A 26,313-nucleotide genomic window follows, 5' to 3' on the forward strand; every position below is an offset into this window, starting at 1 on the left:
ATAATTAATAAGAGAAACCAAGGTAAAGGTAAATAGCAAGTACAACACTGGCCGTTACAAGTGCATAAGGCATTTGTGTTCGGATATGTTCAATATGTTCGCAGTCTGTCGCCATTGAGGCAACAATAGCATCCGCAGAGATTGGAGAGGTCATATCACCAAATATTGAGCCAGAAATTGCTGCACCTATCATATATTCAACAGGCATTCCTACAGACAGGCCTAATTGAACTCCGATAGGGATCATTATAGCGAAAGTTCCCCAAGAGGTACCTGTTGCTAAAGACATAATGGCGCTAATTATAAAGATAAAGCCAATAGAAAACCCTGGCGCCATAACGCCCTGAGTAACTTCAGCAATATAAGCACCTGTATTTAACTCAGCAGAAACATTTCCCATTAAGAATGCTAAAATCATAATTGAACTAATTTTTAGCATGTTGGCATAACCGATAAACAACTCTTTGAAGAACGCATCAATATTTAATAGGCGTCGGCCGACAAACCAACAGAAAGAAACCACTGTACCAAACATGACACCCCAATATACGGAAGTCGATCCACTTCCTTTGCTAAAGTCACCGTCGCCTGTAATATACAGAGCAATAGGTACCATTAACACCGTCGATAAAATAGGAATAAAAAAGTTTAATGAGGAATGAGCATTAGGATGGTCAATAATCTCTTCTTCGCTATCTTGGCTTTGTAATTGGGAAATATTCCCTGCAATGAAATTCTGTTGATATTTTTCTTCCGCTTTTTTCATGGGGCCCCATGAAACGTTAGTGAATACATAGAATAGAATAGTTATAATGGATAGCCATGCCATCAAGTTGTATCCAATCGAAGTAATTAAAATATCAAAAGGTTCACCTTGAATCAGCCCTTGGGATATTTGTACCCCGATTAACCCCATTATTACCGCTCCCCAGCCATTAATAATGGCGGAGGAACAAACAGAAACACACGCCGTTTGGATAATATAGGACATTTTTTCAGGGGCAACGCCATATTGTCGTGCGAGATTCTTAGTTGAAGCTCCGGCTACTAGCTGGTTAATAGAGCTTTCAATAAAAATAAGAGAGGTAATGATAATGGCGAGCAATTGAGTAGATTTACGGTTTTTAATCAGTTTTGTTTTATTTGTGAGTAACTGAACTAGAGCGCGAACTCCGCCTGTAACGACAACAAGTCTCATGATCCCACCAATCATGACCATAAAGACAATTGTTCGCGTATTCCCCGCCGATGAAAACGTATCAATAATACCATCAACGGTACCTTGCACACCTAATAGTAGATTGTGGTCATGAATAACAGTAAAACCAACGAGTATTCCTAACATTAATGAAAGCATGACTTGGCGAGTTAATATCGCCAAAATTATCGTCACAATGGGGGTAATAACGGTCCAAATACCATAGTCCTGCATGTGTTTACCTGTGATCCTAGTGAAAGTATGAATTTTATAATTATCGAAAAATCATAGCATTAATAGGAACACGGTAGAATAATTTTATTCAGCTTGAAATGAGTTGTGACAATAAATTAATAAGAAAAAGGCCAAACAGATAAATGCTGGCCATATGTATAGATGGAATCAAATATTACTGTCGAGCTTGCCACTCTTTAGCGGTTATTTTACTGACATCTTCTGTCTTAGTTTCACCAATTAATTCAATAAATTGAGGTTCAAGAGTTGCATAGTATTTGAAGCCACATTTTTCTTGGGCAATTTTAGATTGTTCGTTACCTTGAAAGTAACCGCACCATAAATTATCTAATTTTAAATTAGTGAATGCATGGTGCATGATGGCGTTAATTGATTCTGGTATAAGGCCTTTACCCCAGAAGGGTACACCAATCCAATAACTAACTTCTGCATCATTTTCCCCAATGGGGAAATTACTTTCATGGCTAAATGATAATCCAATCAGACCAATAGCTTGGTTTTCATTTTTTAACGTTACAGCGTAAATTTCATCACGCATAAAAATATTCTTGATGATAGAAAGACTCTCTTCTTCACTTTTATGAGCTGGCCAACCTGCGATTGGGCCAACTCTTTCATCTCTTGCATAGAAATATAAATCAGCGGCATCTGTTTCTTGCCAAGGACGCAATACTAACCTATTTGTTGTAAGTACCATTTTCTAGTCTCTTCGTAAGGTGTTTTTAAACTTGGAGACCATTTTAGGTATTTATGGAAATAAAATAAGGGCGTAACTTGTTCATTTTGGGTACTTATGGCAACTTTTTTGTTATGCTTGCGTCATATGAAGCAAATTAAAGCACAATAATCATGCAGCATTTAAAAAATTATCAGATTGATTTGCCTGAAGCCATTCGGATTGGTGAAAGCAATATGGATGAAATGCAATGTAAACCAATTAAGACATCTTATGTGACGGTTTGTATATGCAAGCAAGGACATGCAGTATTCAATATTAATTTTAAACGGCACCCGGTACGTAAAAACGATATTATCGTTTTATATGATGACTCCTTTGCAATGCTGCAAGCCAAATCACGTAATTTTCGTTTGGAATATTGGTTGATTGATAAAAAGTTAGCAACAGAAATTGCTTATGCATTACCACGTCAACTGTTTGCTTTTTTTAATGATTTTCCTGTTATTTCAACGCCATTAGGAAAAGTGGAGCTACTTGAAAACTGGAGGTATATTCTGCTAGCTATAGTACATAACTGGGGCGAACATGGGTTATTACAGTTAAAAAATCATTTGCAAAATTTATTTTTAGAAATTAATCATCATACTCAACACACATTTAGTAAACCAGAAAATAAAAGCCGCCAAGAGCAACTATGCTGGCGTTTTTGGGACTTAATTACAATTTACTGTAAACAATATAAAGAAGTAAAATTCTATGCTGAAAAATTGTCTATTACGCCATTTTACTTATCTAAGATTAGTCAAAGTTTCTTTAATGACCCGCCAAAAGTATTAATTGATAGGCAAGTTATTCTAGAAATAAAAGCATTATTAGAAGTTGGTAATCTGTCCATTAAGCAAATTGCTGATGAATTAAATTTTGAAGATACATCCTATTTATGCCGCTATTTTAAACGGCATACAGGAATGACATTAACGGGATTTAAAAAACGAGTTGCACAAAGAGAGCAGGGAAATAAATAACATTAGTATGGTTCAATTTTTGTTGAGTACTTTTTTATAAACTCAATAAAACAGCGCAGCCGTGGCGAAACAGCTTGGTTACGGTAATAAACTGCATTTATGGGCTGACGGATCTCAATGGTTTCTTTTGTTAACACTTGTACTAACTCCCCACTTGCGAAAGCGTCTTGCGTGACGAAATCAGCAGAACATAAAATTCCAGCACCTTGAATGGCAAGGTGAAATAAAACTTCACCGCTGGCGCCTGCAATATCGGGGGTAATTTTTAATAACTGTCCATCATGCGACGTAATAGGCCATGTATTTAAGGACTCTGGATGAGTAAAACCTAATAGGCAATGTTTTTTCAATTCATCAACGCTCTGTGGTACGCCATATTTTTCTAAATAGGAAGGACTAGCAACTAAACGTTTCTGGCTAAAGCCCAGTAAAGTAGCATTGAGCGATGAATCCTTGAGTGTGCCAATACGAAATGCAACATCAATTCGTTTTTCTAATAGATTAGTAATCCCTTCATAGTTATGGATTTCAAGTTCGATTTGCGGATAAAGTGCATAAAATTGTGGGATCAACGGGGCAATAACATGTGTAAGGAAGGGGGTTGATGCATCTATACGTAATTTACCTGAAGGAATAGCTTGCCGTATTGATAGCATATCTTCAGCTTCTTGAGCTAGTTCAACTATTTTTCGCGATTTCTGCAAAAATGCAGCACCTTCATCACTGAGTTTAATCGAACGAGTTGTTCGGTAGATTAACGTCGTATTTATTTTTTCTTCAAGCCTGAGTAATAAACGACTTACTGTCGATATCGTCATGTTTAATTGTTCTGCTGCTGCGGTGATAGAACCACAATCTACAACGCTAATAAAGGCTTGAAGCTCTTCAAAAGTTATTTTCATTATTGCATATCCGGCAAAAGTTATTTTCACCTTAACGCCTTTTTCATTGAGTATCAATGTGAAAAAATTCTGCTCATTAATAAAAATGTTAATAAATTATTTCAATAAGGTTTTTATATGAGAATTAACACGGCATTACTAGCATTAGCAATAGGGGCTTTTGCTATTGGAGCAACAGAGTTTTCGCCAATGGGAATGCTTCCTTATATTGCTGATAATATACAAGAAAGTATTCCATCTGTGGGTGTGATAGTGGTTATTTATGCCCTTGGTGTTATGGTTGGAGCTCCTATTATGACACTATTATTGGTAAAAAAGCGGCCTAAAGTAGCACTAGTATTTTTGATGTCGATCTTCACTGTTGGGAATGTATTATCGGCAATGTCACCTGATTTAGTGACGCTGTCACTTTCACGATTCGTGACGAGTTTGAATCATGGCGCATTTTTTGGATTAGGTGCAATTGTTGCGGCAAGTGTGGTTCCTCCGGGGAAACAAGCAAGTGCAATAGCGGCTATGTTTATGGGGCTAACAATAGCCAATATCGGAGGAGTACCTCTGATGACGAAATTAACACAAGTTGTGGGATGGAGGCAGGCATTTTATTTAATTTCAATTTTAGGCATTCTGACGATTATTAGTTTAATTTGGGCTTTACCAAGTAACCTAATGGGGACAAAAGTAAATGTAAAAAGTGAATTGCGTATTTTACGTCGCCCTCAAGTCCTGTTAGGCATGTTATCTACTGTCTTAGGTGCAAGTGCAATGTTTACGCTGTATACCTATATTACACCAATGTTAATGAGTTTTATTCAGGCTTCAGACCAAATGATCACGATGATGTTAGTGATTATTGGTGTAGGTTTTACTATTGGTAACTATATTGGTGGATTATTTGCAGATAAGTCGCTCTTTGGCACTTTAATAATATTTTTCATTATGTTGGCATTAAGTATGGCTATATTCCCATTTATTGCGATAAATGCTTTTGGTGCGGGTGTCGGCCTAATGATATGGAGTATTTTTAGTTTTGGTATTGTACCACCAATTCAAATGTTAGTTATGAATGCAGCTACAGGGGCTCAAGCCTTAGCTTCTTCCGTTAATATTGGGGCATTTAATTTAGGAAATGCTATAGGTGCAGCAATTGGAGGGGTAGTTTTATCCTACGGGTATAGCTATTCAATGATTAGTTTTATGGGAGCACTCGTTGCTGTTTTAGGTATTTTGGTTATTCTGGTTTCTTTTCGCAAAAAATCCGATATTAAAGTAGAAGCTGAAATTGCATATGACTAATTTAATTACATTTATTCAACTGATGATTATCATAAAGTTACAGTTCAATAAATTAAAAGGATTATCGCACTGGATAAATACAATCTGAATTAAAAAGCAATGTTCGGAGTTTTTTGGTACTGAAATTTGCCATAATTAATGTAATTATCTAGCGGAGGGTGGCATGATGACAGCTAAAAATTTGTGGAAAACACCGGAACAGAGATGGCAAGCGGTAATTGAACGAAATAAAGCCGCAGATGGTCATTTTATTTACGGTGTAAAAACATCAGCTATTTATTGCCATCCTTCTGCGGCTGGGCGTTTACCAAATAGAAATAACGTTGAATTTTTCGATAGTGAACAGCAAGCGATTAAACAAGGCTATCGTGCTGGAAAACGTTTTCGAGCAGAAAATTCACGATTAGCCCAATTTTACCAAGAACAAATTGAAAAAGCTTGCCGTTATATTGAACTGCAGGAGCAAGCGGTGAGTCTGGCAAGTTTAGCTGATTATATTGGTATGAGCCGTTACCATTTACATCGTTTATTTAAAGCACAAACCGGGTTAACCCCAAAGGCATACGGGGATGCTTTTCGCCACAAAGCATTGCAACGACAGCTCCAAGAAAAAAAACGAATAACTGACGCTATTTATGATGCGGGTTATCAATCAAATAGTCGCTTTTATGAAGCTTCATCTAAACGATTAGGTATGACACCAAGTGAATGGAAATCAGGTGGCGGTGGTAATAAAATTTATTTTGCTCTTGCAGTTTGCTCATTGGGGACACTACTCGTTGCACAAAGTCCGATAGGTGTTTGTGCTATTTTATTAGGGGATGACCCTGAGCAGTTATTGAATAATTTACAGGATAAATTCCCAAAAGCAGAGCTGATTGGAGGAGATGACGGTTTTGAACAACTGGTAGCTCAGATAGTGGGTTTTATCGAGGCACCTGAAATTGGTTTAAATTTACCATTAGACATTCAAGGTACTGCATTTCAACAGCGTGTCTGGCAAGCTTTACGAAATATTCCATTAGGAGAAACGGTAAGCTACAGAGATATTGCAGAGAAAATTGGCAAGCCTAGTGCAGTCAGAGCGGTAGCTAATGCCTGTGGTGCAAATATGTTAGCTGTCGCTATTCCGTGTCATCGAGTGGTTAGAAGTAATGGTGATCTTTCAGGCTATCGTTGGGGCATTGATCGAAAACAAGCGCTATTGCTAAAAGAAGCCCAGTATAAGGCAGATAATAGTTAATGATAGCTAAGAAAATCATGGGTGGCCATAGTTTTCATATCATTATGTCTAATAAATTACTTTAGCTAGAATATTTAAGATTAACAGCACCTATATTAATATATAATGGGTGCTGTATTAGTAAATACAATATGATATCTAAAACTAAAATATTATTTTTAGAAGTAGCTATTTTCATTTATTGATATGTGAAAAACCCATTACAAACCCATTAAAAACTATCCAGGTAATATGTTTTTTTATACGGTTGATAATAATGTTATATTTTTTGTCCTTTATATTTTTCACGTCTTTTTTCTCGAATAAAAGTATTTGCTTTCTTAAATATCCAAACAATAGGTTGTAATAAGATGAATTTAGGGTGTGGCTTTCCTCTTGTGTTTTTTTCATATTCCATAAATATTCCTAATAAAGTACGAATTTATATTTAGAATTGCATGGCGAACATTTTTAAAAAAGTGACAGATTTGTTTTTTTGCAAAATACAGATCAAATTCAGTCATTTTTGTATTACATTATCCTTATGGGAAAATGAGAAGGGTTTATAATGTGTTACTGTACAAACAAATAGCACAAGAACTACAGGAAAAAATTAAACAAGGTGAGTTTCTTAGCGGTGAAAAGATGCCGTCAGTGAGGGATATTGGGCGCACTCATCAAGTCAGCATCACTACTGCACAACTCGCGTACCGTGAGCTGGAACGTTTACAACTGATTTATGCAGTACCTAAATCAGGGTATTTTGTGATACCAGAAAAAACAGAAGCTCTTTTGCCTAAAGTGGCAAATTATATTCAAAAACCTGTCCAAGTTGCTCAATGGAATCCAACAATGGATTTTCTGCGTGTATCTGAGCGGCATGGTGTGACATCATTATCTTGTGCCGTCCCTAATATAGAAGATAAAAGTTTAGAGCCACTATGGCAAGAAATGACCATGGTTGCACGTCGTAAACTTTCCCTAACTCTGGAATATGATAGCTTGCAAGGGCTAGCGTCCTTAAGAGAACAAATTCATTTAATTTCCGATGATAGTCATCTGTTTACGCCTGATGATATTGTGACCACGACGAGTGGTCATCAATCATTATCAATCGCTTTGCAAGCGTGTACACAAGGTAATGATGTTATTGCAGTTGAATCGCCAACATTTCCAGGATTGTTACAAACGTTGTATGGCTTAGGTCGGAAAATTATTGAAATTCCTATTGACCCTGAAACTGGAATAGACCTCGATAGGCTAGAGGAAGCATTCGAACGCTGGGAAGTAAAAGCAGTTGTTGTGACGCCGAGTTGCAATAACCCAATGGGCTGTATCATGCCTGATAATAACAAACAACGTTTATTGAATATTGTTGAAAAATATCATGGAACAGTAATTGAAAATGATTGCCTCGCAGGGTTGGCGTATCAGTATCCAAGGCCTTCGACAATACAATCGCTAGATAACAATGGACATGTAATTTTATGTAGTTCTTTTTCAAAAACGGTTGCACCAGGTACTCGTACGGGGTGGATAATCCCCGGGAGATATAAAGAGAAAGTTCTGCATTTAAAATATTTATCTCACTGCTCTGGTGAGATTTTTATGCAGCAAGTTATGGCGAACTTCTTAAAGGAAGGGCATTATTTTTTGCATTTGCGCCGAATGAGACAGCATTATAGTGAACTACAATGCCAATATAAAGAGTTAGTTGAAACCCATTTTCCTGTTAATACTCGTATTTCGCGGCCACAAGGAGGATTTTCATTGTGGGTTGAACATCTACCGGTTGATAATCGTAAATTACTCGATATTCTACATCGTAATAAAGTCACTGTTCTAACCGGGGAACATTTCTCGACTGGTGGATGTTTCCTTAATCATTTACGAATAAATTACGCGCTTCCATTAATCGCAAGGCGACGCAATGCAATTAAAATATTAGGGGAAGCATTAAAAGTCACAAGTTTAAAATAATATAAAGCCCCTTATTCTGTAAATATGTCTAATGAATAAGAGGGCTATCAGTTGTTAAATAGTCGTTTTTGGTTGGCTATTTTTAGAATAAAACAAGTAAACCAAATAAATAAGAGTGAAGCTAGCCGTGTACCCCGTAAAAATCATCCAGAAAGTTTTCCAATCCACCACGCCATTGACCGTATTTAATTCGATAACCCAACCACATAATACAGCACCTAAAAAAGTACCAAAACCGTTAACTAATGTGGTGAATACACCTTGAGCTGTCGATCTAAATTCGGGAGCAATTTCTTTTTCCAAAAATAGTGCGCCAGCGATATTAAAGAAATCAAATGCGCAGCCGTATACAACCATGGACAAAAATAAAGCGATGGTACCAATTACAGTGAAATCACCATAGGCAAATAAACCTAATCGTAAAATCCACGCAATCATACTCATGAATAAGATGGTTTCAATTTTGAACTTTTTGAGTAGCAGAGGTAAAAGCAAAATGAAGATGATTTCAGAAAATTGCGATATTGATAAAAAGATAGTGGGATATTCAGAAAAAATAGAGCCTCTAGCTTCGGGCATTAATGCCATATCTTGTAAGAAGGGGACGCCAAAGGTATTGGTAATTTGTAAGACAGATCCCAATAGCATGGCAAAAAATAAGAATACCGCTACTCTTCCTTTTTTAAATAGTAAAATAATATTTTGGCAACTAAAGCTGGATTTTTCTCCTTTTTTCTCAATTTTACAGCTCTGCGTTGAAATAAAGAATACAGAAAAAATACTGAGCACAACCGATGCAATTGCGCCGACATATAATTGATAAAAACTCATTTCCAATTTTAATAAGCTAATTGTCCACATAGCGACAATAAAGCCTACAGTACCGTAAACTCGTATTTTGGGGAAATAGACATCAGAATCGAGTTTCTTGGCACTCAACATTTCAAAAACAATGCTATTACAAACAGAAATAGTTGGCATATAAAACATTAGATGAACTAATGTCATAATAAATAGCAGGGTTATTGAATGACTATGAGCCATAGCGATTAAAAATACAGCAGAAATAATATGTGATGCAACGTAAACAAGCTTTCGGTTATTAATTTTATCTGCAATAAATCCGATGATAATTGGCGAACATAAAGCTGAAATGCCTAATGTACTAAAAATCAGACCAATTTCACCGCCTTTGAAGTGCAATGTATTGAAGAGATAAGACGCGAAAGTAACTAGCCATGATCCCCAGATAAAAAATTGTAGAAATGAAACAAATTTCAACCGAGTCGTGATATTCATGTTTATACACCTTCCGTTAGCTTAAACATGCTTTAATTTAATTATTAAATAAACTGTTCTTTTCAATTCATTTAATAACCAAGTATGGAAGCATCTATCTTGTTATTGTTTGTGCATTATAAAATAGCTAGTGAGAGTTTTTTTTGATATGGAGGCGGATAATCATCGATTAATAGCTGGAGTTAGCCTATTTATATAGGAGATATTACGTATTCAAACACATAGAAATAATAAAATTAGCTATTAATTCTTGTTTCTGTATTCAAAATATCTGAACAATAGATAATATTTATTTAACTTTTTCATAAGTTAGTTGAATTTAATTAACGTTTAAGGTTTAATGGCTGTCTCTTCATGTTTGTCTTCCAGTTTACTGTCTCAACTAATTATCTCAATATTTCCAGTCGTTAAACATCACTTGCTCCCTAGCAACTCATTACCAAAAAACTCTCTCATTTTCTTAAAAAAACGCTATAACCTCAATCATAGCGATGATTGGGAAATTTAATGTATGTCAAAACGAGAATATTATGATCTCCACTCATTACTTACTGCTTTTATCTGCAGTAGCGGTATACCTTGTTGGCACCGCAGAATTCATGTTGTCGGCTATTATATCGCCGTTAGCAATTGTGTTTCATGTTCAGCCCGAACAGATTACTTGGCTGATATCGGCTTATGCTTTGGCCTATACCTTGGCTGCTCCTATTATTGGTTTCTTATCAGATAGAATTGACAGGCGTAAAATTGTGCTCACGGCTCTCTTGTTATTATCGCTCGACAGTTTAGCTATCATTTTTGCGCCTAATTTATTGATTGCTCTAGTTTTAAGGGGGCTCGGTGGATTGGCTTCTGCCGCACTTGTTCCCGTTATCTTTGCCCTTGTTGCTGATGTAATTAGTGAAAGTCAACAGGCTATAGCAATGGGGAGTATTATGATGGGAATGACAGTCGGTATTATTACAGGGCCTATCATTGCAGGGGTATTAGTTCAATATTTTGCTTGGTATGCTCCATTTGTATATACCGCAATAGGATGCTTATTGGTATTTATCATAGCGTTATTTACGCTACCGCACTCTCAAAAAACGATCGGAAGAAAATTATCTTTTAAAGCGATTAAGCACGTAGGTATTGTCAGATTCATATTAGCTAAAAGCATATGGAATGGCGTGTCGGTCTGTATGTTTTTGCTTGCAGGTGAAATATTAAGGCAACGATCCTACTTAGAAAGTGTGGAGGTCGGTAGCTTAATGGGATTATTTGGAATTGGGCTATTATGTGGTAATGGCTTAGTTACAAAAATTGAAAAAATTAAAGCATCAAATAATGCAAAACTCGTGGTTATTATTTTAATAATTATGGTTACGATTACCTTATTTCTCAGTGGGTGGCTTTCGTTAATTGGTTATGGATTATGCTTAACTGTTTTAGGGGGGATGTTGGGTCTAGCATCACCGATAAGTACAGCAATGTTAGCAAGAAAAAGCGCAGAGAATAAAGGTTTTATTTTGTCTATATCCGAAAGTGTTAACAACTTGATTTTATTATCTGCATTACCAATCTTTTCTTTACTCTTTGCAAAAAATTATCTTAACGTTTCTATAATCTTGACTATTGTATTATTGAGCGCGTCTATTGTTTTAGTTTTTCCTTCTAGAGAAAGGGCAAAGAAACTATAGATAGGGTATTTTCTCCACTGACAATAGTTTTTCGGTGGAGAAAATGCGAGGGGTCAGACAACTAATAATTGTTTTTTTCTTAGACGCATTCCATTTAACATGGATAGCCAGGCTAAAAATGTAATAAACATAAGAATAATGAAAATAAAATAGGGTGGAAGTTCAGTTAGTACAACTCCTGTTAACATCGGATTAAATGCACCACCAAGTAGCCCTAGAGATTGAGCCGAAAAATAACTGGCCTTCATTCCGTCAGGGGCAATACTATCAATTAACATATATTCTCCAGGGGCATAGATTAACTCACCTAGAGTGAAAATAAAGGCGCCAAGAGCCCAAAGGTATAAATTTTCATGAGAATACATAAAGGTTGCCAATCCTAAAATGAAAAATAGGCTACCTAATGTCATTAATTTTCTTAAATTATCTGGAGTGATCCGTTTGCCGACCGTATATTGCAAAGTTACAACGACAATTGCATTCACAGGTAAAATAACGCCAATAACCACTTGGGCAAAGTCGCTGTTAGCAACGGTAATGGCATACTGCGATATCCAAGTCGTAAAAGTACCGAAAACTAATGAGCCTAAGAAGGTGGATAAAATAAACCATGCTAGGACTTGATCTCTTAGCATAGCGACAGGGTTCCATTTACGGATCTGGCCTTCTTCTAAAGGTATTGGTTTTATGCTTTGCACAAACCTATGTATAAAGAATATAGGGAAAGCGGCAGAAATTGCAGCTAAATAGAATGGTAAGTTAATGCTATACATTAATAACCAAGTACCAATAGGTGGCCCAACGGTCCAACCTATATTAATGAATGTATAATTTAAGGAAAATATTTTTGCTTTTAATGCAACGGTAAGAGTATCTGCAAAATAGGCTTTTAGTACCGTTGAGAACACGGAATAAGAGCAATTTATTAGCGAAAAGAAAATAATGACGAGAATTGCATTATTAACGATAGGTATTGCAACAAACCCACAAATAAAGGCGATAACTGCAGATAACATGCAGCGTTTTTTGTCAACGCGGTCAGCTAGCATACCAAAGCCCATGCTAAATAAAACACCGACCACCATAGCCATTGACATTGCGACACCGACAATATCAATAGCCATTTTATATTCGCGGGTTAAGTAAATAGCCATAAAGGGCAATGTTGCACCACGCCCAATAGTTAAGAGCAGTGACGATGCAAGTAATGCACTGTTTGATATATTAAATTTAGATAACATGGCTCACAACCTAACTTATTAATTGTTGTTATATATTTGTTTCAAACTATCTGTAAGCTATAAAATACCTAAATTTACAGTGGTGAGATATGGTGATTAATGCTCAAAATTGAAAACGATATTTTGCTGATGCTAATGTACCATTTTCAATTAAATATCTGGAAATATGAAACACCGACAACCTAATTGAATGTTATATGCTAGTGAGTAATTCTACACAATAAAGGAAAAACTTTATTACTCAATTAGGTCAAAAAAGACTCTATCCTTAAAAAATAGCTTTAAAGTTTTTGCTTTTTTGGCATATAAACTAGAAGCCGATTTCCTTTGTCTATATCAAAAGTCAACGAAGTATAGTCATAGTGCTGAGTGCAGTTTTGGTAACTTATTTCACGAATTCCCGTACAAGGTTGATAAATTTCATGTTTATTCCATAAGGTATTAAAGTAATCTGATTTTGAGCTTAAGGTATTAACCAGTTTTTGAATGTGAGGGTTGTTTTTCGTCCGAGCATAGTCGCGTCGGAAACTGGCTAACAATTGTTGTGTGACAAGAGGCCAATTAGGAAAACGAGTTTGGTAGCGTTCATCCATAAACAGCAAATAGAGAAAATTACAATAGTAGGGCTCTGCGCTTGAAAAATGGAAGTATTTATCAGCCAATGCGTTAAAAGCAAGTACATCCCAGTGTAAGTTGAGAACATAACAAAGATAGTCTGAAGGAAAGTCATTTATCATTCGAGTTATTGCGGCAGGAACATGATGTTCAGTCTGGCCAGTGGCTGAGGGTTCTCTATTTTGTGTAAGTAAATAAAGGTGCTGTCGTTCAGCGCTATTTAATAGTAGAGCCTTCGAAAGGTTATCCAAAAATTGGTTAGAAACGCCAATATCTCTACCTTGTTCTAGCCATGTATACCAAGTTAGACCAACTCCAGCAAGAGCGGCGACTTCTTCACGCCGTAACCCCGAGGTTCTACGCCGAGTGCTTCTAGGTAAGCCGAGTTGTTCAGGTGAAACACTTTCACGTTTATTTTTAAGAAAATCAGCAAGTTCTGGACGAGTTCTTTGTCTATCTTTCATAGTCTATTGCTTTTAGTAATAGTATAAATGGTTAAATTGTATCAGGATAATTAAGCAATTATAGTCCTCGTTTCCTATATTGTCGAAATGAGAAACAGATGAACAAGCATCAAATTATTGCATTGGTGGTCTTATTACTAGCTGGTTTTGTGACAATTTTTGACTTATTTGTTGTTAATGTTGCAATTGTCAGTATTGAAAAATCATTAAATGCAAACTTAACGGAATTAACACTAATTATTGTTGGTTATGAACTAGCATTTGGTTTGTTATTGATAACAGGAGGGAGATTAGGAGACATATATGGCAAAAGAACATTGTATCGACTAGGTATGGTATTTTTTGTTATTTCATCTGCATTATGTGCGGTCGCTCCTACTGCGGGAATTCTAGTGCTCGCGCGTTGTGTTCAAGGGTTATCTGCTGCTTTATTATTTCCACAAGTTTATTCCAGTATTCATGTGAATTTTGAAGGAGCACAAGCTAAAAAAGCGTTTGGTTATCTAGGTATGACATTAGGTCTTGCTGCCATCGCTGGGCAGGCTTTAGGGGGCTGGCTGATTACTATGAATGTTCTAGAATTGGGCTGGCGAATGATATTTTTAATTAATATCCCGATTGGTGCTGTAGCTATAGGGCTGTCCCATTACTTATATGAGGGGAAAAAACTGAGTGTTAATTTAGATTGGTATGGCGTTGTACTATCCAGTATAGGAATTGCTATGGTTCTGTTTCCTTTACTGATGTTGCCAATTTGGGGATGGACATGGCTCTGTAGTGGTTTATTACTCATGGGCAGTTTAATTCTGTTACTGTTTATTGTTTGGGAACGAAAGCTGGAACGCGCAAATAAAGTGCCATTATTGAGTATCCAGCTACTTTTTAATAAAGCTTATGTGATTGGTCTATTTACCGTGTTATGTGTTTATGCGACATCATCTGCCTTTCCTTTATTAACATCCATACTATTACAACGTGGGTTTGGCTTAACGCCGTTAGACTCTGGATTGATCTTTGTGCCCGCAAGTATAGGCTTTGTACTATCTTCATTATTAACGCCCAAATGGACTAATTGTTTAGGGGATAAGGTTATTGTGGGCGGGGCAATTGGCTATGGTTTGAGCTATTTGCTATTCATTGGATTACTGTTCATTGTTACTCCAACAACCAATCTAAATATTATTACGCCGGCATTATTTCTTATTGGGTTTACCCAAGGAATGATTATGACCCCTATGTTGAACTTAATTTTATCACGGGTTAATTCAACATTTTCAGGAATGGCATCAGGCGTTATGGCGACATTACAACAAGTCGGGGCTGCTTTAGGGGCAACAGTGGCTTCTGTTATTATGCAATATAGCTTATTGGCTTCTTCATACGAAAATGCTTTTCTGCAGTTAAAAGCATCGGTGATTAATAGCCTGTATTTCAATATGGTTATGGCATCATGTGCAGGACTATTATTATGGTGCTTAGTTAATAATAACAAAAAATTAAAAGTGTAGGGGAAAGGAGCAGTATCAATTGCTCCTTTAATATCAGATTACAGTGCAGCCGTATATACGCGACGGCTAACCACTAGGTCAATATCTTGGTGCTCGCCTAATTTCACCATATCGTGTGCAGCCAAGCTGTTGATTAATGGTTCAATAACATCTTGAGTCAGCTGGTAGTCACTAAAACGTGTGCCTACTTGCATTTTTTCAAAGAATGCTCGAGTTAACTCGATAGATTTTAATGCTTTCTCTTGCTCTGAACCAGATGTAATTCCCCAAACTCGTTCAGCATATTGTGCTAACTTATCTTGTTTCTGTGGTAATCTTTCGGCCAACATAGATGGCAGAACAATAGCGAGTGTTTGTGCATGATCCAAACCATACAGCACAGTGATTTCATGGCCTAACATATGTGTAGACCAGTCTTGTGGAACACCAACACCGATTAAACCATTTAAAGCCAACGTAGCCGTCCACATTAAATTGGCACGAATATCATAATCTTTTGGTGTCTCAAGAGCTTTAGGGCCAATTTCTATTAATGTTTTTAATAAACCTTCTGCAAATGCATCTTGAACGTAGGCATTCACTGGATAAGTTAAATATTGTTCAATAACATGAACGAAAGCGTCAACAACGCCATTACTGATTTGGCGAGTCGGTAAAGTATAGGTTTTTACTGGGTCAAGAATAGAGAATTGAGGAAATACATGGTCGCTCATAAAAGCAAGTTTAGAATGCAGTTCTTCACGAGTGATCACAGAACCTTTGTTCATTTCAGAACCTGTAGCAGGTAATGTTAATACTGTACCAAAAGGCAGCGCAGTTTTTATGGTCGCACCTCTGTTTGTGACTACTTCCCATTTATCGCCTGGATAATTTACCGCAGCAGCGACAAATTTAACGCCATCAATGACGGAACCGCCACCCACAGCTAGTAAAAAATCAAAGCCTTCTTTTTCAATTTTATCGACAGCTTTGATCAAGGTTTCATAGCGAGGATTAGCCTCAATCCCACCAAAATGGTCGAATGTTCGAGACCCTAAAGCTTGCTCAACTTCGCTTAAGGTTCCTGTTTTTCTTGCACTTTCACCGCCAAATAAAATAAGAACCTTAGCATTTTTAGGGACAACTCGGTCAAGTTCGCTGATTTTACCTTCACCAAAAATGATACGAGTGGGGTTATAAAATTCGAAATTGTTCATATATGGCCCTCGTAGAAAGTAGAAGTGAATCTAAATAATTACATGCATATAATTACAAGTAAACATAATACAACCTAAATGATTGCATATCATATCGATTTAATGGTTTATATTTCAATAGAGAAATTATCTTGATCATTGTTAATTGTAGTTAATCTTAATTGTTTTTTTTTATATTTTACTGATGTGGCAATCTTGTTAAGTTGAAGGTGGGCTTTAATTTGACATGGACAGAAAATTCAGATGATAAATATAAATGATAAGAAAATTAATTATAAAATAATTAATAAAGATTTGATATTTTTAACGGAACATATAGATGGTAGGCCATTAGTAGGGGAACAATCTTCTGAACTTAACAATATATCTAATTGGTTTAATCCTATAGATGAATTTACAAGGCTTAAAATTGCTCATCATTCAATGAGTAAGCCAACAAATGACTCTACACATGATTATCACGTTTTGATTCAAATAGGAGGTGATGACACTGCGGCTAAATCAACGGGTCGATTATTAGCGAAATTTCCTAATAATTCACTTGTAATACAGTTTGATATTGCAAATGAACAATGGAAGGTACTACATGGTGACTTAGAAACTAAAATTAAAGGGAAAATACGTTGGGCGGTTATTGGCCATGGGCAGTATAAAGGACGTAACCAGCAAAGTTATTTTGAAGGGTACCAAGCATACCAACTTATTGCAGGGCTGAAGTATCTTAAAAGTCATGTGTTAAAAGCATACCCACCAAATAAGATTGTTTTAGCCGGCTGCCAATTAGGCCGTGGGGGTGTAAATGAAAATTTTGTTTTTAGGGCAAGTGTTGAACTAGCTAAACAGGGAATATATCTTCCAGTCGTGGGGTATAATAGGCCTATCGGTGTCACGAGTGGCAGTAAAAAAATAACGTGGCCATATGATTTAACTGGGGAAACGCAATCTACTAAGAATTGGCGGTTAGAAGTTAATATTAACCAAACTGACCAGCAAGCCTATATTAATGGCAAGCATGCTAGTTTATATTTTATCAATGAGTTAAGAAGTGGTGAGCTAGACGTTTGGCAGTTAATAAAAGATTACCACTCTACTGCAATGGATATTTTTAGGGATCCAAACAATGAGTATAAAATCGACATTGATTTGATTAAGAAAGTGGCTTTTAACCATGATGCATACGCTATTTTTAAAAATAAATTAAACACGAAAGGCATTCTATTTAATAGTGATTTTAGACGTGAAATACTTCGTGAATATGAGAATGTTGGAATATTAGAAGCACCATTATGGTTAATGATCAATAAAGACAATGTGAATGTTAACTCGCAAAAAAATAACGATAATATCAAAATCATTATTCGAACAGGAAGGGGGATTGTAGGGAAAAAATATACGGAAGATCTACTGAAGGATTTCCCGAATAGCACACTGTTGTTTCAGTTAAATCCGAATACAATGGAGTTTTTCTTAGAGCATGGTGACATAGAGCAGTTACTCAAGGCACCCAAACAACAGTGGATGTTAATAGATAATCTTCATCCTGAACCTGGTTATGTACAAAACTATGCTAACTCGTTAAATGTATTAAGATTAAGATATGGTTTTAAAATGCCAGAAAGTATTTCACTGTATTTAACCGATAAAAAATCATTATTAACTAAAGATGAGAAAATAAGTTTTTTTGAAGATTTAAATAGTAAACTAAAAACAAATGGAATATATTCAAAAGTCTTTTTAGAGAATAATTTTGAAACAAGACATAAAATAAGAGCATTACTTGAGGATATTAGCATAGGTAATTTGCTAATAGAAAACATTGATATAAGTAAAAACCTTTATTTAAAAGGACACTTTACATTCCAAGATGGGAGTATTGATAAAGATAAATTAAAAGTTGCAGCATATGACCCGATCATCAGCAAAAGAATTAACAAAATATGTGATGCTGAGAATGAAAACTATTTTTCCCAGATGTGGGATTCAATTTTTTCTGATGATGGCACTACTGGGATTAAGCAACAGGTTATTGAAGTAAAGGAAATTTTGGCATTTTTAAGTCACCAGCCTGAAAAAATAAATTACCTAAGTAAACAGTCTATAAGCCGTTTGTCTGAGTTATTCCCAAGTGGACAAGGTTATAATCATGCAGAAGTTTTGAAATTAGTTCAAGACCCAATAAAGTTAAAAGAATATAATCAACATATTGAAGACTTTTTAATTATCTATATAGATATTGAAATGCCATTTGCAGATAAAAAATCATTAAGAAAAGAGTTTGAATTAATTATTGATTTAAATGAAAAAATAAAATCCAATTATGCAGCACTCTCTCAGTTATCATTTAAAGACGGGTTCGGCATTACACTCAATAAATTACCAGTTGAGATACATTATTTTGAAGGACTCTATTTTTTACATCTTTTAAAATATAGTAATTTAACTAATGAACAACGTTTACAATTTAATGATAAATTAGAGGTTTTAACGAAACTAACACGTAAAAAAGAATTGGGTAATATTACCAGCAATGAGCTGAAATTACTCAATCGGTTTGATGAAATATATCAATTTAATTCTGATTTATTAGGCGCTGTTTCTAATGAAATAAACGAGCAATCTCACATAGTCTTATTTGAAAATATAGGGAACAATCAAATCATCACGTTTCAAAGTGATGAAGAAATATATACAATTACAAGCTACTCGTACAATGATAAGTACTTTCTGACTTTATCCGATACAACAGGTGTCGAGGTGATTATTAGTCATTCAGAATTTAGCCAAGCAAAGCAACACTTATTTAATATTTTCAATGAATATATTAACCAAGAAATAATCAAAGAGGATGGTACAGCGTCCACAAGAGGAAGTATTGCAGGATTTAAACATGAAGTAGGTGAAGCCCTGTTTGGCGAAGTGAAATCTATAAATACAAAGAGTGAAGCATACCAAAGTATGCAGAAAAATATAATGAGTGAGCTAGATGTCATTTTCAGGTTATCAGAAATATCAGTGACTGATAACTCGGAAATTATTTTTGGCGAGCAGGTCACCTCATTGAAAACGCTTAGAGATATTGGGGCTACGGTATATAACGAGCCATTAGATTTTAAACATACTAAGCTCGCAAACTGGGAGGATAATGTTAAATTTAATCCTGACAAATTAGTATTTCAGTTAGCCTTTTTAACTGGCAATGAAAAGGATATTAATTTAATTAAAATGCTTAATAAGAGCTTACAAAATGATCAAATAGCAAGACGAATTGATGGTAATTCAATGCTCCAACCAAGGGCCGTACTACAAGAACAATTCCAGATTATTCAGAAATTACAATTTGATGATTGGGCGAATATGGAGACAGCCATGGAAGATTTACGGCGTGTCGGTGCTAAATTACCAGTCTATGCCAGAATGGCTAATCATTTCGGACAAGGAGTTGGTTCTACAGGAATATTTTTGACGACCAATTCTGTCTATCAGTTGATAGATGAATTAGATAATCCTAATTTATCAGAGAAAGAAAAGCGAGAAATACAGAGAAATCTTGATCTAGCCTGTGCAAATGCATTTTTTAATTATGGAGATATGGTCTTACAACCTATTTTACTTAAGCTAGCTTATAAACAAGCTGGCTCATTTAATGTGTCATCGAAAATTACGGCTCGTATTACAATTATATTTAACTTAATTGGAATGGGTCTAGATGTATATCAAGCTTGTGAAGCATTCGAACAGCTAGATAAAGTTACAAATGATAAAGATCGGCAAGATTTAATTGTGAATGGTTCATTGTCAATTGCCAACATCGCTGTGGGTGGTGTAACTATGATTGGTATAATCATTGGTTCATCTGCAATACCCGTTGTTGGTTTAATTGTTGCGGGTTCCTTATTAATTGGAGGGATGGTATATACAGGTATTCGCGCAGTAGAAAAAATTGAAGAGGAACTCGGTGAGTCTCTAGACTGGGATGAAAAAGCTAGAGAAGGTATTCGTGCCGCACTTGGTTTTCCCCCTTCAGACAATATATTAAATCGATTTAGTTATAAACAGCATTTAACTTACTTTAAAAATATAAATTGGCAACAAGATTTAGATACTTTTAAGTCATCATTTTTATATCAGGGGTTTGATGAACACTTGCAACTGGTTGGTAAACCGATCCTTGAGGAACATATAAAGTATTATATTTATTATAGAGATAATTCAAAAGCAATTGATAGTATAGAGTTTTCTGATTCGGATAATAGTGTATTTCTTCGTCATATTGATAGTGATGAAATCGGGCCTTACTATACTATCGAGCAAATTAATTTTATTCGGGAAAATTATTATTATGATCCTCAAGATAATCGCTGGGTAAAAAGCACTCAACCTCAAAGCATTAATGAACTGAATTTTAATTATCGTTTTAGGCTTGTGAATAAAAAGGCCCCTATCGATTATAAAGACATTGGTGAGGAGGTTGCCAACGATATTATTGTGCTTAACCCTGAATATGATAGTTCATTATTAAAAGAGTTCTTACATAAAAATAACTTGGGTACGTCTTATAGACTAAAAAAAAGGCAGTCAGTTGCTACACAATTAAGTTCTTTATCGGCATCAGAATTACGGTTATTTCAAGCCAGAAATAATTACACCAATATTACTCATCCAGATATTAATAGCAATATTGCAGTACATAGGCTAGGGAGTGAATTTTTAAATCAACCTATTGATATTGCAAGGGAGTTGTTGAGTGAGAGCCCTAGGGTTATTTATGAAGGTATGCAAAATATTGGTTATCGATATGAAAAAGAAGCAAAGCAAAAAAACATTAGTTTTAACCCAGGAAATGGGACAGATATTATCGTTGGGAAAAAAAACTCAAGGAATTTGTTTAACATCAATACAGGGCATAAATTTCTAGTCGGAGGAGAAATGGATGACATTACAAACTTGTCCTTGTTATTTAAGTATGATGTTCAAGAAAACAAAGATATTTATTTTGATGGTAACGGCGGCAGTAATGGCATAATTATTAAAGATATTCCATCTAAGTGTAAAATTGATATCAATTTGAGCAATGAGACATCAGAAGTAGCGTTAATAAATCATGGCGTTAAGCGGATACATCTACGTAATGTTCATGATGTGATGCTAATTGGGGATAGAACTACGAAAGCAGAACTATTAGGCAATAAAGAATCCAACACATTGGATGCTGGGGCAACAATTGCCTTTATTCAAGGTCTGGAGGGAGATGACCAGTTAATATTTGAATCTGGAATAGTTAATGGTGGCGAAGGGGATGATAGTTATTTTCTACGTCGTGTTGATTGGTACAATGAGCAAGATGAATTAAATAATAACTTATTAGAGCTATCTGCTGTAATTATTGAAAATACCCAAAGCCAAAGCAGAGTAAACTTAGGGTATACATTAAACGAAATCAAGGGGGTGTGTATCTCTGGTAATGACCTCATCTTAGCTATTGAAATGAAATTAGCGGAGTCAGAAACCAAAAAATTAATATTGAATGTTACTTTAAAAAACATGTATAAACGCTATAGTAATGGTAGAGAGATTGTTCATCGCTATCAATTACATACACGGGACGGGTTTGTATTAAATACTAAATTAAATGATTTAGACTCAAGTACTTCACATATTATCAGTGAAAATATTTTCAACATTACTTATCAAAAGGGCGTTGCTACTACAATGAGTATTGATGAGAGTGAAAAAACGATTTCAGTTGATAATAAAATACACCATCAACCCCTATGGGGAGATTTTAAATTTCATGGGTTAGTAAGTAAGCTAGAATATGAGGGAAGCAGTAGTGGTGACTATCTATTAATGGTAAGTAGAAACAGCCATGTTATGATTACTAAAGGGAAAGATATTTATCAGGTTAGCCCAGATCAAATTTTTAAAGGTAAAATAACGTTTGATTTTTTAAATATTAAACCAGAAATGAAAGATGATTTTGATGTACTAATTTTGTTACCTTATGAGAATGGGTTTAATATTAAGGCATTAGGGACATCAATATTTTTATATGATAAGTTCAGTAATGAAAAACTTGAAATTAATCTTATTAATTTATCATTTCCAATGAGTAAAGACATTTACATTAAAGATGGTCATGGAAGTCTATTTAAAATAAAAGTGGGGCAAGAGTTTCATGATGTAGAGGCCGTTGAATGTTTGGAGTTACCCACGGAAAGGGATGATTATATGAAAATCCCTAAGGGATATAATTCCCGCTATCCTATTTTAGATACAAACAATGGTGATGACCTCATTGAAGATAATAGCATGACAGGAAATATCATAAATTCAGGTGATGGTAATGATATTGTGATTGTCAATGGAGGGGCGAATGTTTTGTATGGGGGAAACGGTAATGATTATGTATATGGTGGTGAAAAGAGCGATCTGATTCTATCTGATTTAGGTAATGATAAACTTGATGGACAAGGAGGTGGGGATCATTATTTAATCGATGGAAGTAAAGGCCTCGGTAATACAGAGATAGTAGACCAAGTTGGATTTAATCGTATTCATTTATTTAACTTTAGAACAGAGTATAAGGTCATAAATCAACGAGAAGAGACTTACCATCTTTATACATCGGAATCTAATTTGCGGACAGTCAAAGTAAAAATCCCCCAAGATAATAAAAATAACAATAATCAAGTTTATCACCACCAGCGATTACCCTCACATATGCCAATCCATATTCATAATGATGGTATGGCTCATTTAGTTCGCTACCTTGCTGAACAGCGCCAATATAAAACAGAATTAGCGCCCGAGCAGATTTGGCACCCTATGGATGAATTTAAACATTTTTCTAACGAGCTAAGTTTTTCATCAATTATTGATACAGAGGCAAAGAATATACATATTAGTGAGAATGCACCATTTAGGCGTTTGTTTATTCGGACAAGTGGTTCAGAGCAAAAAATTTGGGATAGAAGTGGAGTTGGACGAGTATTTAAAGGGCAAGCAGTCACAGGAGCTATTTCAATACCAGATGGTATTGAGGGGAATAATGTTCTTTATGCGTCAACAAGTGATACCAATTTATATGGTGGTGAAGGAAATGATGTTTTCATCTCCAATGGTTCAAATGGGTTGTTAACAGATGCCAGTGGGAAAAATAGCTTTATTATTAATGGTGAAATTGTCGGTTGGAATTCGCTGTATAGCCTTGGCGGTGAAAACACGATTTACCTCATTAATTTTAATAAGGACGTCACTCGAGAAGAACCTGATCACCGGAGTAATGCAACTCGATATATTTATACTTCAGAGCAGGGACGCAGCGTGAAAATATTTCAGTATCCGAATACGATAGCGCCTACTGTTGTTCATGTGCAATCTTTAGAGGGGTTAGATGCGCATTCAACCCAACAAAAATTGGATCATCTAGTGGAGTCGTTAGCTGCATTGCGTTTACAAGATGAAGAAAACGGTATTGGTATGCAGGATATTGAACATTTACAGGTGGATTGGGCCCCTGTTAACCTTGTGGATAATTACATGAAAAAAGTAAGTTAGAGAGGCGAGGTAAACCACAAAACTTAAAAATATAGGGAGTTTTGTGGTTTTTAAGTCATTATTTAGCCCAAATCATCTTTATCTACAAAGTGTTGTACTAAAATAGTTTTAAAATTGATGCTAGAATTTAACGATTAAATGTAGCAAGTTATTTAAAATATATTATTTTTTGTTGTAACGGGAGAGTATATAGCAATGAGACGTTTTATTAGTTTAGAGCTGCCTCCTGAACCCATAATTAATGGTCAGTGCGTAAGGAAACGCCTGAAAAATAGCATCTGTGATAATTGTGCCACCAGTTGTCCCGTCGGTGCGGTATCGTTTAGCCATATGAATGCAGAAATTAATAATGAACTGTGTTTCCAATGCGGTAATTGTTTATTTGCTTGCCCTGTAGATGCTATTGAAAATATCAACCCTCATGAACGTAGTTATCAAGGGGAGTTTCTGATAGTAAACCATGACGAGCCTATTGCGAATGCGGATGAACTGATTGTTTGGCACCGGCAATATGGTATTCGTGGGATGCAAATTGCTGAACCGTGGGTTGATAAATGGTTGCCAACGATAGCGGCATTAAACTTAAAACTCAAAGCATTACAAGAACCTATTTGGCAATTGCGTATTGTTCAGCCGGAACAAGTTGATAGCGGCCGCCGTATGATGCTATTTCGTCAAAAATTAGATTCGAAACCTTTGGATAAGGGACAGGTAAAAACTGGGCTTAATGCGAGAAAGCAATTTTACCCTGAAGATAGCTGGTTTAAAGTCGAGCTAGACACGGAAAAATGCATTCTTTGTGGTGCTTGTGCCAAAATGTGTGATGAACATGCGATAGAAATTGAAAATAACCAATTTTTGATAGATGAAAAACGCTGTACGGGTTGCATGAGCTGCCAAGTCGTTTGTTTTCCTAAATCTATTCATGTACAAACCTATACAGCTAAAAATAACGTGCCAAAAATTTTCCATTATTATGATGCGCAGTGCCATACTTGCCACTTACCCTTTTCTTCTTGGGAAGAAAATACCCATATTTGCCCAATTTGTGCACAGCATAAGAAACAAGGGTGGCTATAATGGTGACTAAGGCTCATTTTTAGAGCCTTATCATGCTAACCTATTAATTTAAATGATTAATTACCAGTTTTGCGATTAGTGGATTAATCATTGGTGGCGTTTCGTGGCCCATACCTTCAATAACTTCCAATTTTGCGTTAGGAATATTGTCAGCAATATCTTGCCCTGCGGTTAAAGGGAAGAGCGGGTCGATTGAACCATGAATAACCAACGTTGGTACGTTAATTTGCTGAATATAAGGACGCAGATCTCCGGTAACGGCAACCGCAACAATTTGGCGTTTAGTGCCTTCGGGTGAATGATTACGTGCGAGCGATTGCAGTATATATTCACGGTAATAACTTTCATCAAATGGACCGAATGTTGAGCTGATCCGGCGATAAAATGCGAGTTGTCCTGATAAATATCCTTCTAAATCCTCTTTTGGGTTAGCACTTGGGCTCATCAACATTTGCATTACATCGGGAGCACTTTGTGGCAGTGCTGGGTTCCCTGTTGATGACATGATTGTGCAAAGAGAGAGTGTACGTTCAGGGAATTTCGCTGCTACTATTTGCGCTATCATTCCGCCCATAGAACGTCCAATAAAGTGAGCTTTATCAATAGATAATGTATCCAATAGATGGATAATATCCTCAGCCATCTCGAATAAAGTATAAGGAATAGTGAAAGGCTCACCTTTTTGCATTTTTTCGACCAATTCCCCTAAATTAATAGATGGAAACTCATTGATATGATGAGATAAACCCGCATCACGGTTATCTATACGTAAGAGATAAAAACCGGCATCTGCAATCTCCTGACAAAAATCGGAGGTCCAGCTAATGTTATGGCCACCTAAACCAGGAATAAGGACAATTGCAGGGTTATCTGGTGTTCCAAATGAGTCATAAAAAAGTGGAGCTGAATTAGTTTTGGTCATTTTTCTTCCGGGATCGTTATTAATGAATAGTGCTATTTATATGCCGTAGTTTCGTTGTAATTGCGAGCCATAAAAATTGGCAATGATTATCTTTGATATAATTGAAATATACCATGGCAGCGCAATATAAGTCTGTTTTTCAGCCAATTCCGTAAAGCAATTAAAAATCATTGAGATATGATAAGTAGTAAG

General features: G+C 35.8%; 17 protein-coding genes. 8 read left to right on the plus strand and 9 right to left on the minus strand.

Annotated elements, in window-relative coordinates:
• Positions 1-4 precede the first annotated feature (4 nt).
• Entirely contained in the window at positions 5-1,432 is a 1,428-nt protein-coding gene (locus PR809_RS02875) for a Na+/H+ antiporter NhaC family protein (RefSeq protein ID WP_102140321.1), read from the minus strand.
• Positions 1,433-1,607: 175 nt separating this feature from the next.
• Positions 1,608-2,150 carry a GNAT family N-acetyltransferase gene (locus PR809_RS02880; protein WP_166267431.1) on the minus strand — a complete coding sequence of 181 codons (543 nt, stop codon included), beginning with the start codon at positions 2,148-2,150 and terminating at the stop codon, positions 1,608-1,610.
• Between the two features lie 152 nt (positions 2,151-2,302).
• On the opposite strand from PR809_RS02880, the gene PR809_RS02885 reads away from it, so the two are divergent.
• Positions 2,303-3,157 (plus strand): helix-turn-helix domain-containing protein, encoded by an 855-nt coding sequence (locus tag PR809_RS02885; RefSeq protein WP_102140319.1) that lies wholly within the window; start codon positions 2,303-2,305, stop codon positions 3,155-3,157.
• A 2-nt stretch (positions 3,158-3,159) separates the two neighbouring features.
• Here the strand turns inward: PR809_RS02885 and PR809_RS02890 are convergent, their stop codons facing one another.
• Positions 3,160-4,059, minus strand: a complete 900-nt coding sequence (locus tag PR809_RS02890; protein WP_195698693.1) for a LysR family transcriptional regulator — start codon at positions 4,057-4,059, stop codon at positions 3,160-3,162.
• Between the two features lie 117 nt (positions 4,060-4,176).
• Here PR809_RS02890 and PR809_RS02895 point away from each other — a divergent pair, with 117 nt between their 5' ends.
• Together PR809_RS02895 and ada are read left to right on the plus strand one after the other, a co-directional pair.
• Positions 4,177-5,355 carry an MFS transporter gene (locus tag PR809_RS02895; protein ID WP_102140318.1) on the plus strand — a complete coding sequence of 393 codons (1,179 nt, stop codon included), beginning with the start codon at positions 4,177-4,179 and terminating at the stop codon, positions 5,353-5,355.
• 163 nt (positions 5,356-5,518) lie between these two features.
• Positions 5,519-6,598, plus strand: a complete 1,080-nt coding sequence (gene ada, locus PR809_RS02900; protein ID WP_375373111.1) for a bifunctional DNA-binding transcriptional regulator/O6-methylguanine-DNA methyltransferase Ada — start codon at positions 5,519-5,521, stop codon at positions 6,596-6,598.
• A gap of 259 nt (positions 6,599-6,857) precedes the next feature.
• Here ada and PR809_RS02905 read toward each other — a convergent pair whose 3' ends face one another.
• Positions 6,858-6,995, minus strand: a complete 138-nt coding sequence (locus PR809_RS02905; RefSeq protein WP_168222838.1) for a hypothetical protein — start codon at positions 6,993-6,995, stop codon at positions 6,858-6,860.
• Positions 6,996-7,147: 152 nt separating this feature from the next.
• On the opposite strand from PR809_RS02905, the gene PR809_RS02910 reads away from it, so the two are divergent.
• A complete protein-coding gene (locus tag PR809_RS02910) occupies positions 7,148-8,557 on the plus strand; it encodes an aminotransferase-like domain-containing protein (protein ID WP_231068302.1) in 1,410 nt (469 codons plus the stop codon).
• Between the two features lie 54 nt (positions 8,558-8,611).
• On the opposite strand, the gene PR809_RS02915 is transcribed toward PR809_RS02910, so the two are convergent.
• Positions 8,612-9,856: an MFS transporter gene (locus tag PR809_RS02915; RefSeq protein WP_166267425.1), complete on the minus strand. Its 1,245-nt coding sequence runs from the start codon at positions 9,854-9,856 to the stop codon at positions 8,612-8,614.
• Between the two features lie 530 nt (positions 9,857-10,386).
• Here PR809_RS02915 and PR809_RS02920 point away from each other — a divergent pair.
• Positions 10,387-11,538, plus strand: a complete 1,152-nt coding sequence (locus PR809_RS02920; RefSeq protein WP_206277063.1) for an MFS transporter — start codon at positions 10,387-10,389, stop codon at positions 11,536-11,538.
• 53 nt (positions 11,539-11,591) lie between these two features.
• On the opposite strand, the gene ydeE is transcribed toward PR809_RS02920, so the two are convergent.
• A complete protein-coding gene (gene ydeE, locus PR809_RS02925; protein ID WP_206277064.1) occupies positions 11,592-12,779 on the minus strand; it encodes an efflux MFS transporter YdeE in 1,188 nt (395 codons plus the stop codon).
• A 281-nt stretch (positions 12,780-13,060) separates the two neighbouring features.
• Complete coding sequence (locus PR809_RS02930) at positions 13,061-13,858, minus strand: helix-turn-helix transcriptional regulator (protein WP_206277065.1); 798 nt, start codon at positions 13,856-13,858, stop codon at positions 13,061-13,063.
• Positions 13,859-13,956: 98 nt separating this feature from the next.
• Between PR809_RS02930 and PR809_RS02935 the strand changes: the two genes are divergently transcribed.
• Positions 13,957-15,366 (plus strand): MFS transporter, encoded by a 1,410-nt coding sequence (locus PR809_RS02935; RefSeq protein WP_206277066.1) that lies wholly within the window; start codon positions 13,957-13,959, stop codon positions 15,364-15,366.
• A 38-nt stretch (positions 15,367-15,404) separates the two neighbouring features.
• Here PR809_RS02935 and PR809_RS02940 read toward each other — a convergent pair whose 3' ends face one another.
• The gene (locus PR809_RS02940) at positions 15,405-16,562 is read right to left on the minus strand and encodes an iron-containing alcohol dehydrogenase (RefSeq protein WP_206277067.1); all 1,158 of its coding nucleotides are present in this window, start codon (positions 16,560-16,562) and stop codon (positions 15,405-15,407) included.
• A gap of 243 nt (positions 16,563-16,805) precedes the next feature.
• Here PR809_RS02940 and PR809_RS02945 point away from each other — a divergent pair, with 243 nt between their 5' ends.
• Both PR809_RS02945 and PR809_RS02950 read left to right on the plus strand, forming a co-directional pair.
• Positions 16,806-24,119 (plus strand): C80 family cysteine peptidase, encoded by a 7,314-nt coding sequence (locus PR809_RS02945; protein WP_206276290.1) that lies wholly within the window; start codon positions 16,806-16,808, stop codon positions 24,117-24,119.
• Positions 24,120-24,314: 195 nt separating this feature from the next.
• Positions 24,315-25,199 carry a DUF362 domain-containing protein gene (locus PR809_RS02950; protein ID WP_102138542.1) on the plus strand — a complete coding sequence of 295 codons (885 nt, stop codon included), beginning with the start codon at positions 24,315-24,317 and terminating at the stop codon, positions 25,197-25,199.
• Positions 25,200-25,242: 43 nt separating this feature from the next.
• Here the strand turns inward: PR809_RS02950 and PR809_RS02955 are convergent, their stop codons facing one another.
• Positions 25,243-26,121 (minus strand): alpha/beta fold hydrolase, encoded by an 879-nt coding sequence (locus PR809_RS02955; RefSeq protein ID WP_206276291.1) that lies wholly within the window; start codon positions 26,119-26,121, stop codon positions 25,243-25,245.
• Positions 26,122-26,313: the final 192 nt, after the last annotated feature.

Source organism: Providencia sp. PROV201 (assembly GCF_028479545.1).
Lineage (GTDB): Bacteria > Pseudomonadota > Gammaproteobacteria > Enterobacterales > Enterobacteriaceae > Providencia > Providencia huaxiensis.

Excerpts from the sequence above, each read along its gene's own strand:
- PR809_RS02945 (WP_206276290.1), top strand. The coding sequence starts at position 16,806 with ATGATAAATATAAATGATAAGAAAATTAATTATAAAATAATTAATAAA.
- PR809_RS02885 (WP_102140319.1), top strand. The coding sequence starts at position 2,303 with ATGCAGCATTTAAAAAATTATCAGATTGATTTGCCTGAAGCCATTCGG.
- PR809_RS02905 (WP_168222838.1), bottom strand. The coding sequence starts at position 6,995 with ATGGAATATGAAAAAAACACAAGAGGAAAGCCACACCCTAAATTCATC.
- PR809_RS02950 (WP_102138542.1), top strand. The coding sequence starts at position 24,315 with ATGAGACGTTTTATTAGTTTAGAGCTGCCTCCTGAACCCATAATTAAT.
- PR809_RS02955 (WP_206276291.1), bottom strand. The coding sequence starts at position 26,121 with ATGACCAAAACTAATTCAGCTCCACTTTTTTATGACTCATTTGGAACA.
- PR809_RS02940 (WP_206277067.1), bottom strand. The coding sequence starts at position 16,562 with ATGAACAATTTCGAATTTTATAACCCCACTCGTATCATTTTTGGTGAA.
- PR809_RS02895 (WP_102140318.1), top strand. The coding sequence starts at position 4,177 with ATGAGAATTAACACGGCATTACTAGCATTAGCAATAGGGGCTTTTGCT.
- ada (WP_375373111.1), top strand. The coding sequence starts at position 5,519 with ATGATGACAGCTAAAAATTTGTGGAAAACACCGGAACAGAGATGGCAA.
- PR809_RS02915 (WP_166267425.1), bottom strand. The coding sequence starts at position 9,856 with ATGAATATCACGACTCGGTTGAAATTTGTTTCATTTCTACAATTTTTT.
- PR809_RS02930 (WP_206277065.1), bottom strand. The coding sequence starts at position 13,858 with ATGAAAGATAGACAAAGAACTCGTCCAGAACTTGCTGATTTTCTTAAA.
- PR809_RS02875 (WP_102140321.1), bottom strand. The coding sequence starts at position 1,432 with ATGCAGGACTATGGTATTTGGACCGTTATTACCCCCATTGTGACGATA.
- PR809_RS02920 (WP_206277063.1), top strand. The coding sequence starts at position 10,387 with ATGATCTCCACTCATTACTTACTGCTTTTATCTGCAGTAGCGGTATAC.
- PR809_RS02890 (WP_195698693.1), bottom strand. The coding sequence starts at position 4,059 with ATGAAAATAACTTTTGAAGAGCTTCAAGCCTTTATTAGCGTTGTAGAT.
- PR809_RS02880 (WP_166267431.1), bottom strand. The coding sequence starts at position 2,150 with ATGGTACTTACAACAAATAGGTTAGTATTGCGTCCTTGGCAAGAAACA.
- ydeE (WP_206277064.1), bottom strand. The coding sequence starts at position 12,779 with ATGTTATCTAAATTTAATATATCAAACAGTGCATTACTTGCATCGTCA.
- PR809_RS02935 (WP_206277066.1), top strand. The coding sequence starts at position 13,957 with ATGAACAAGCATCAAATTATTGCATTGGTGGTCTTATTACTAGCTGGT.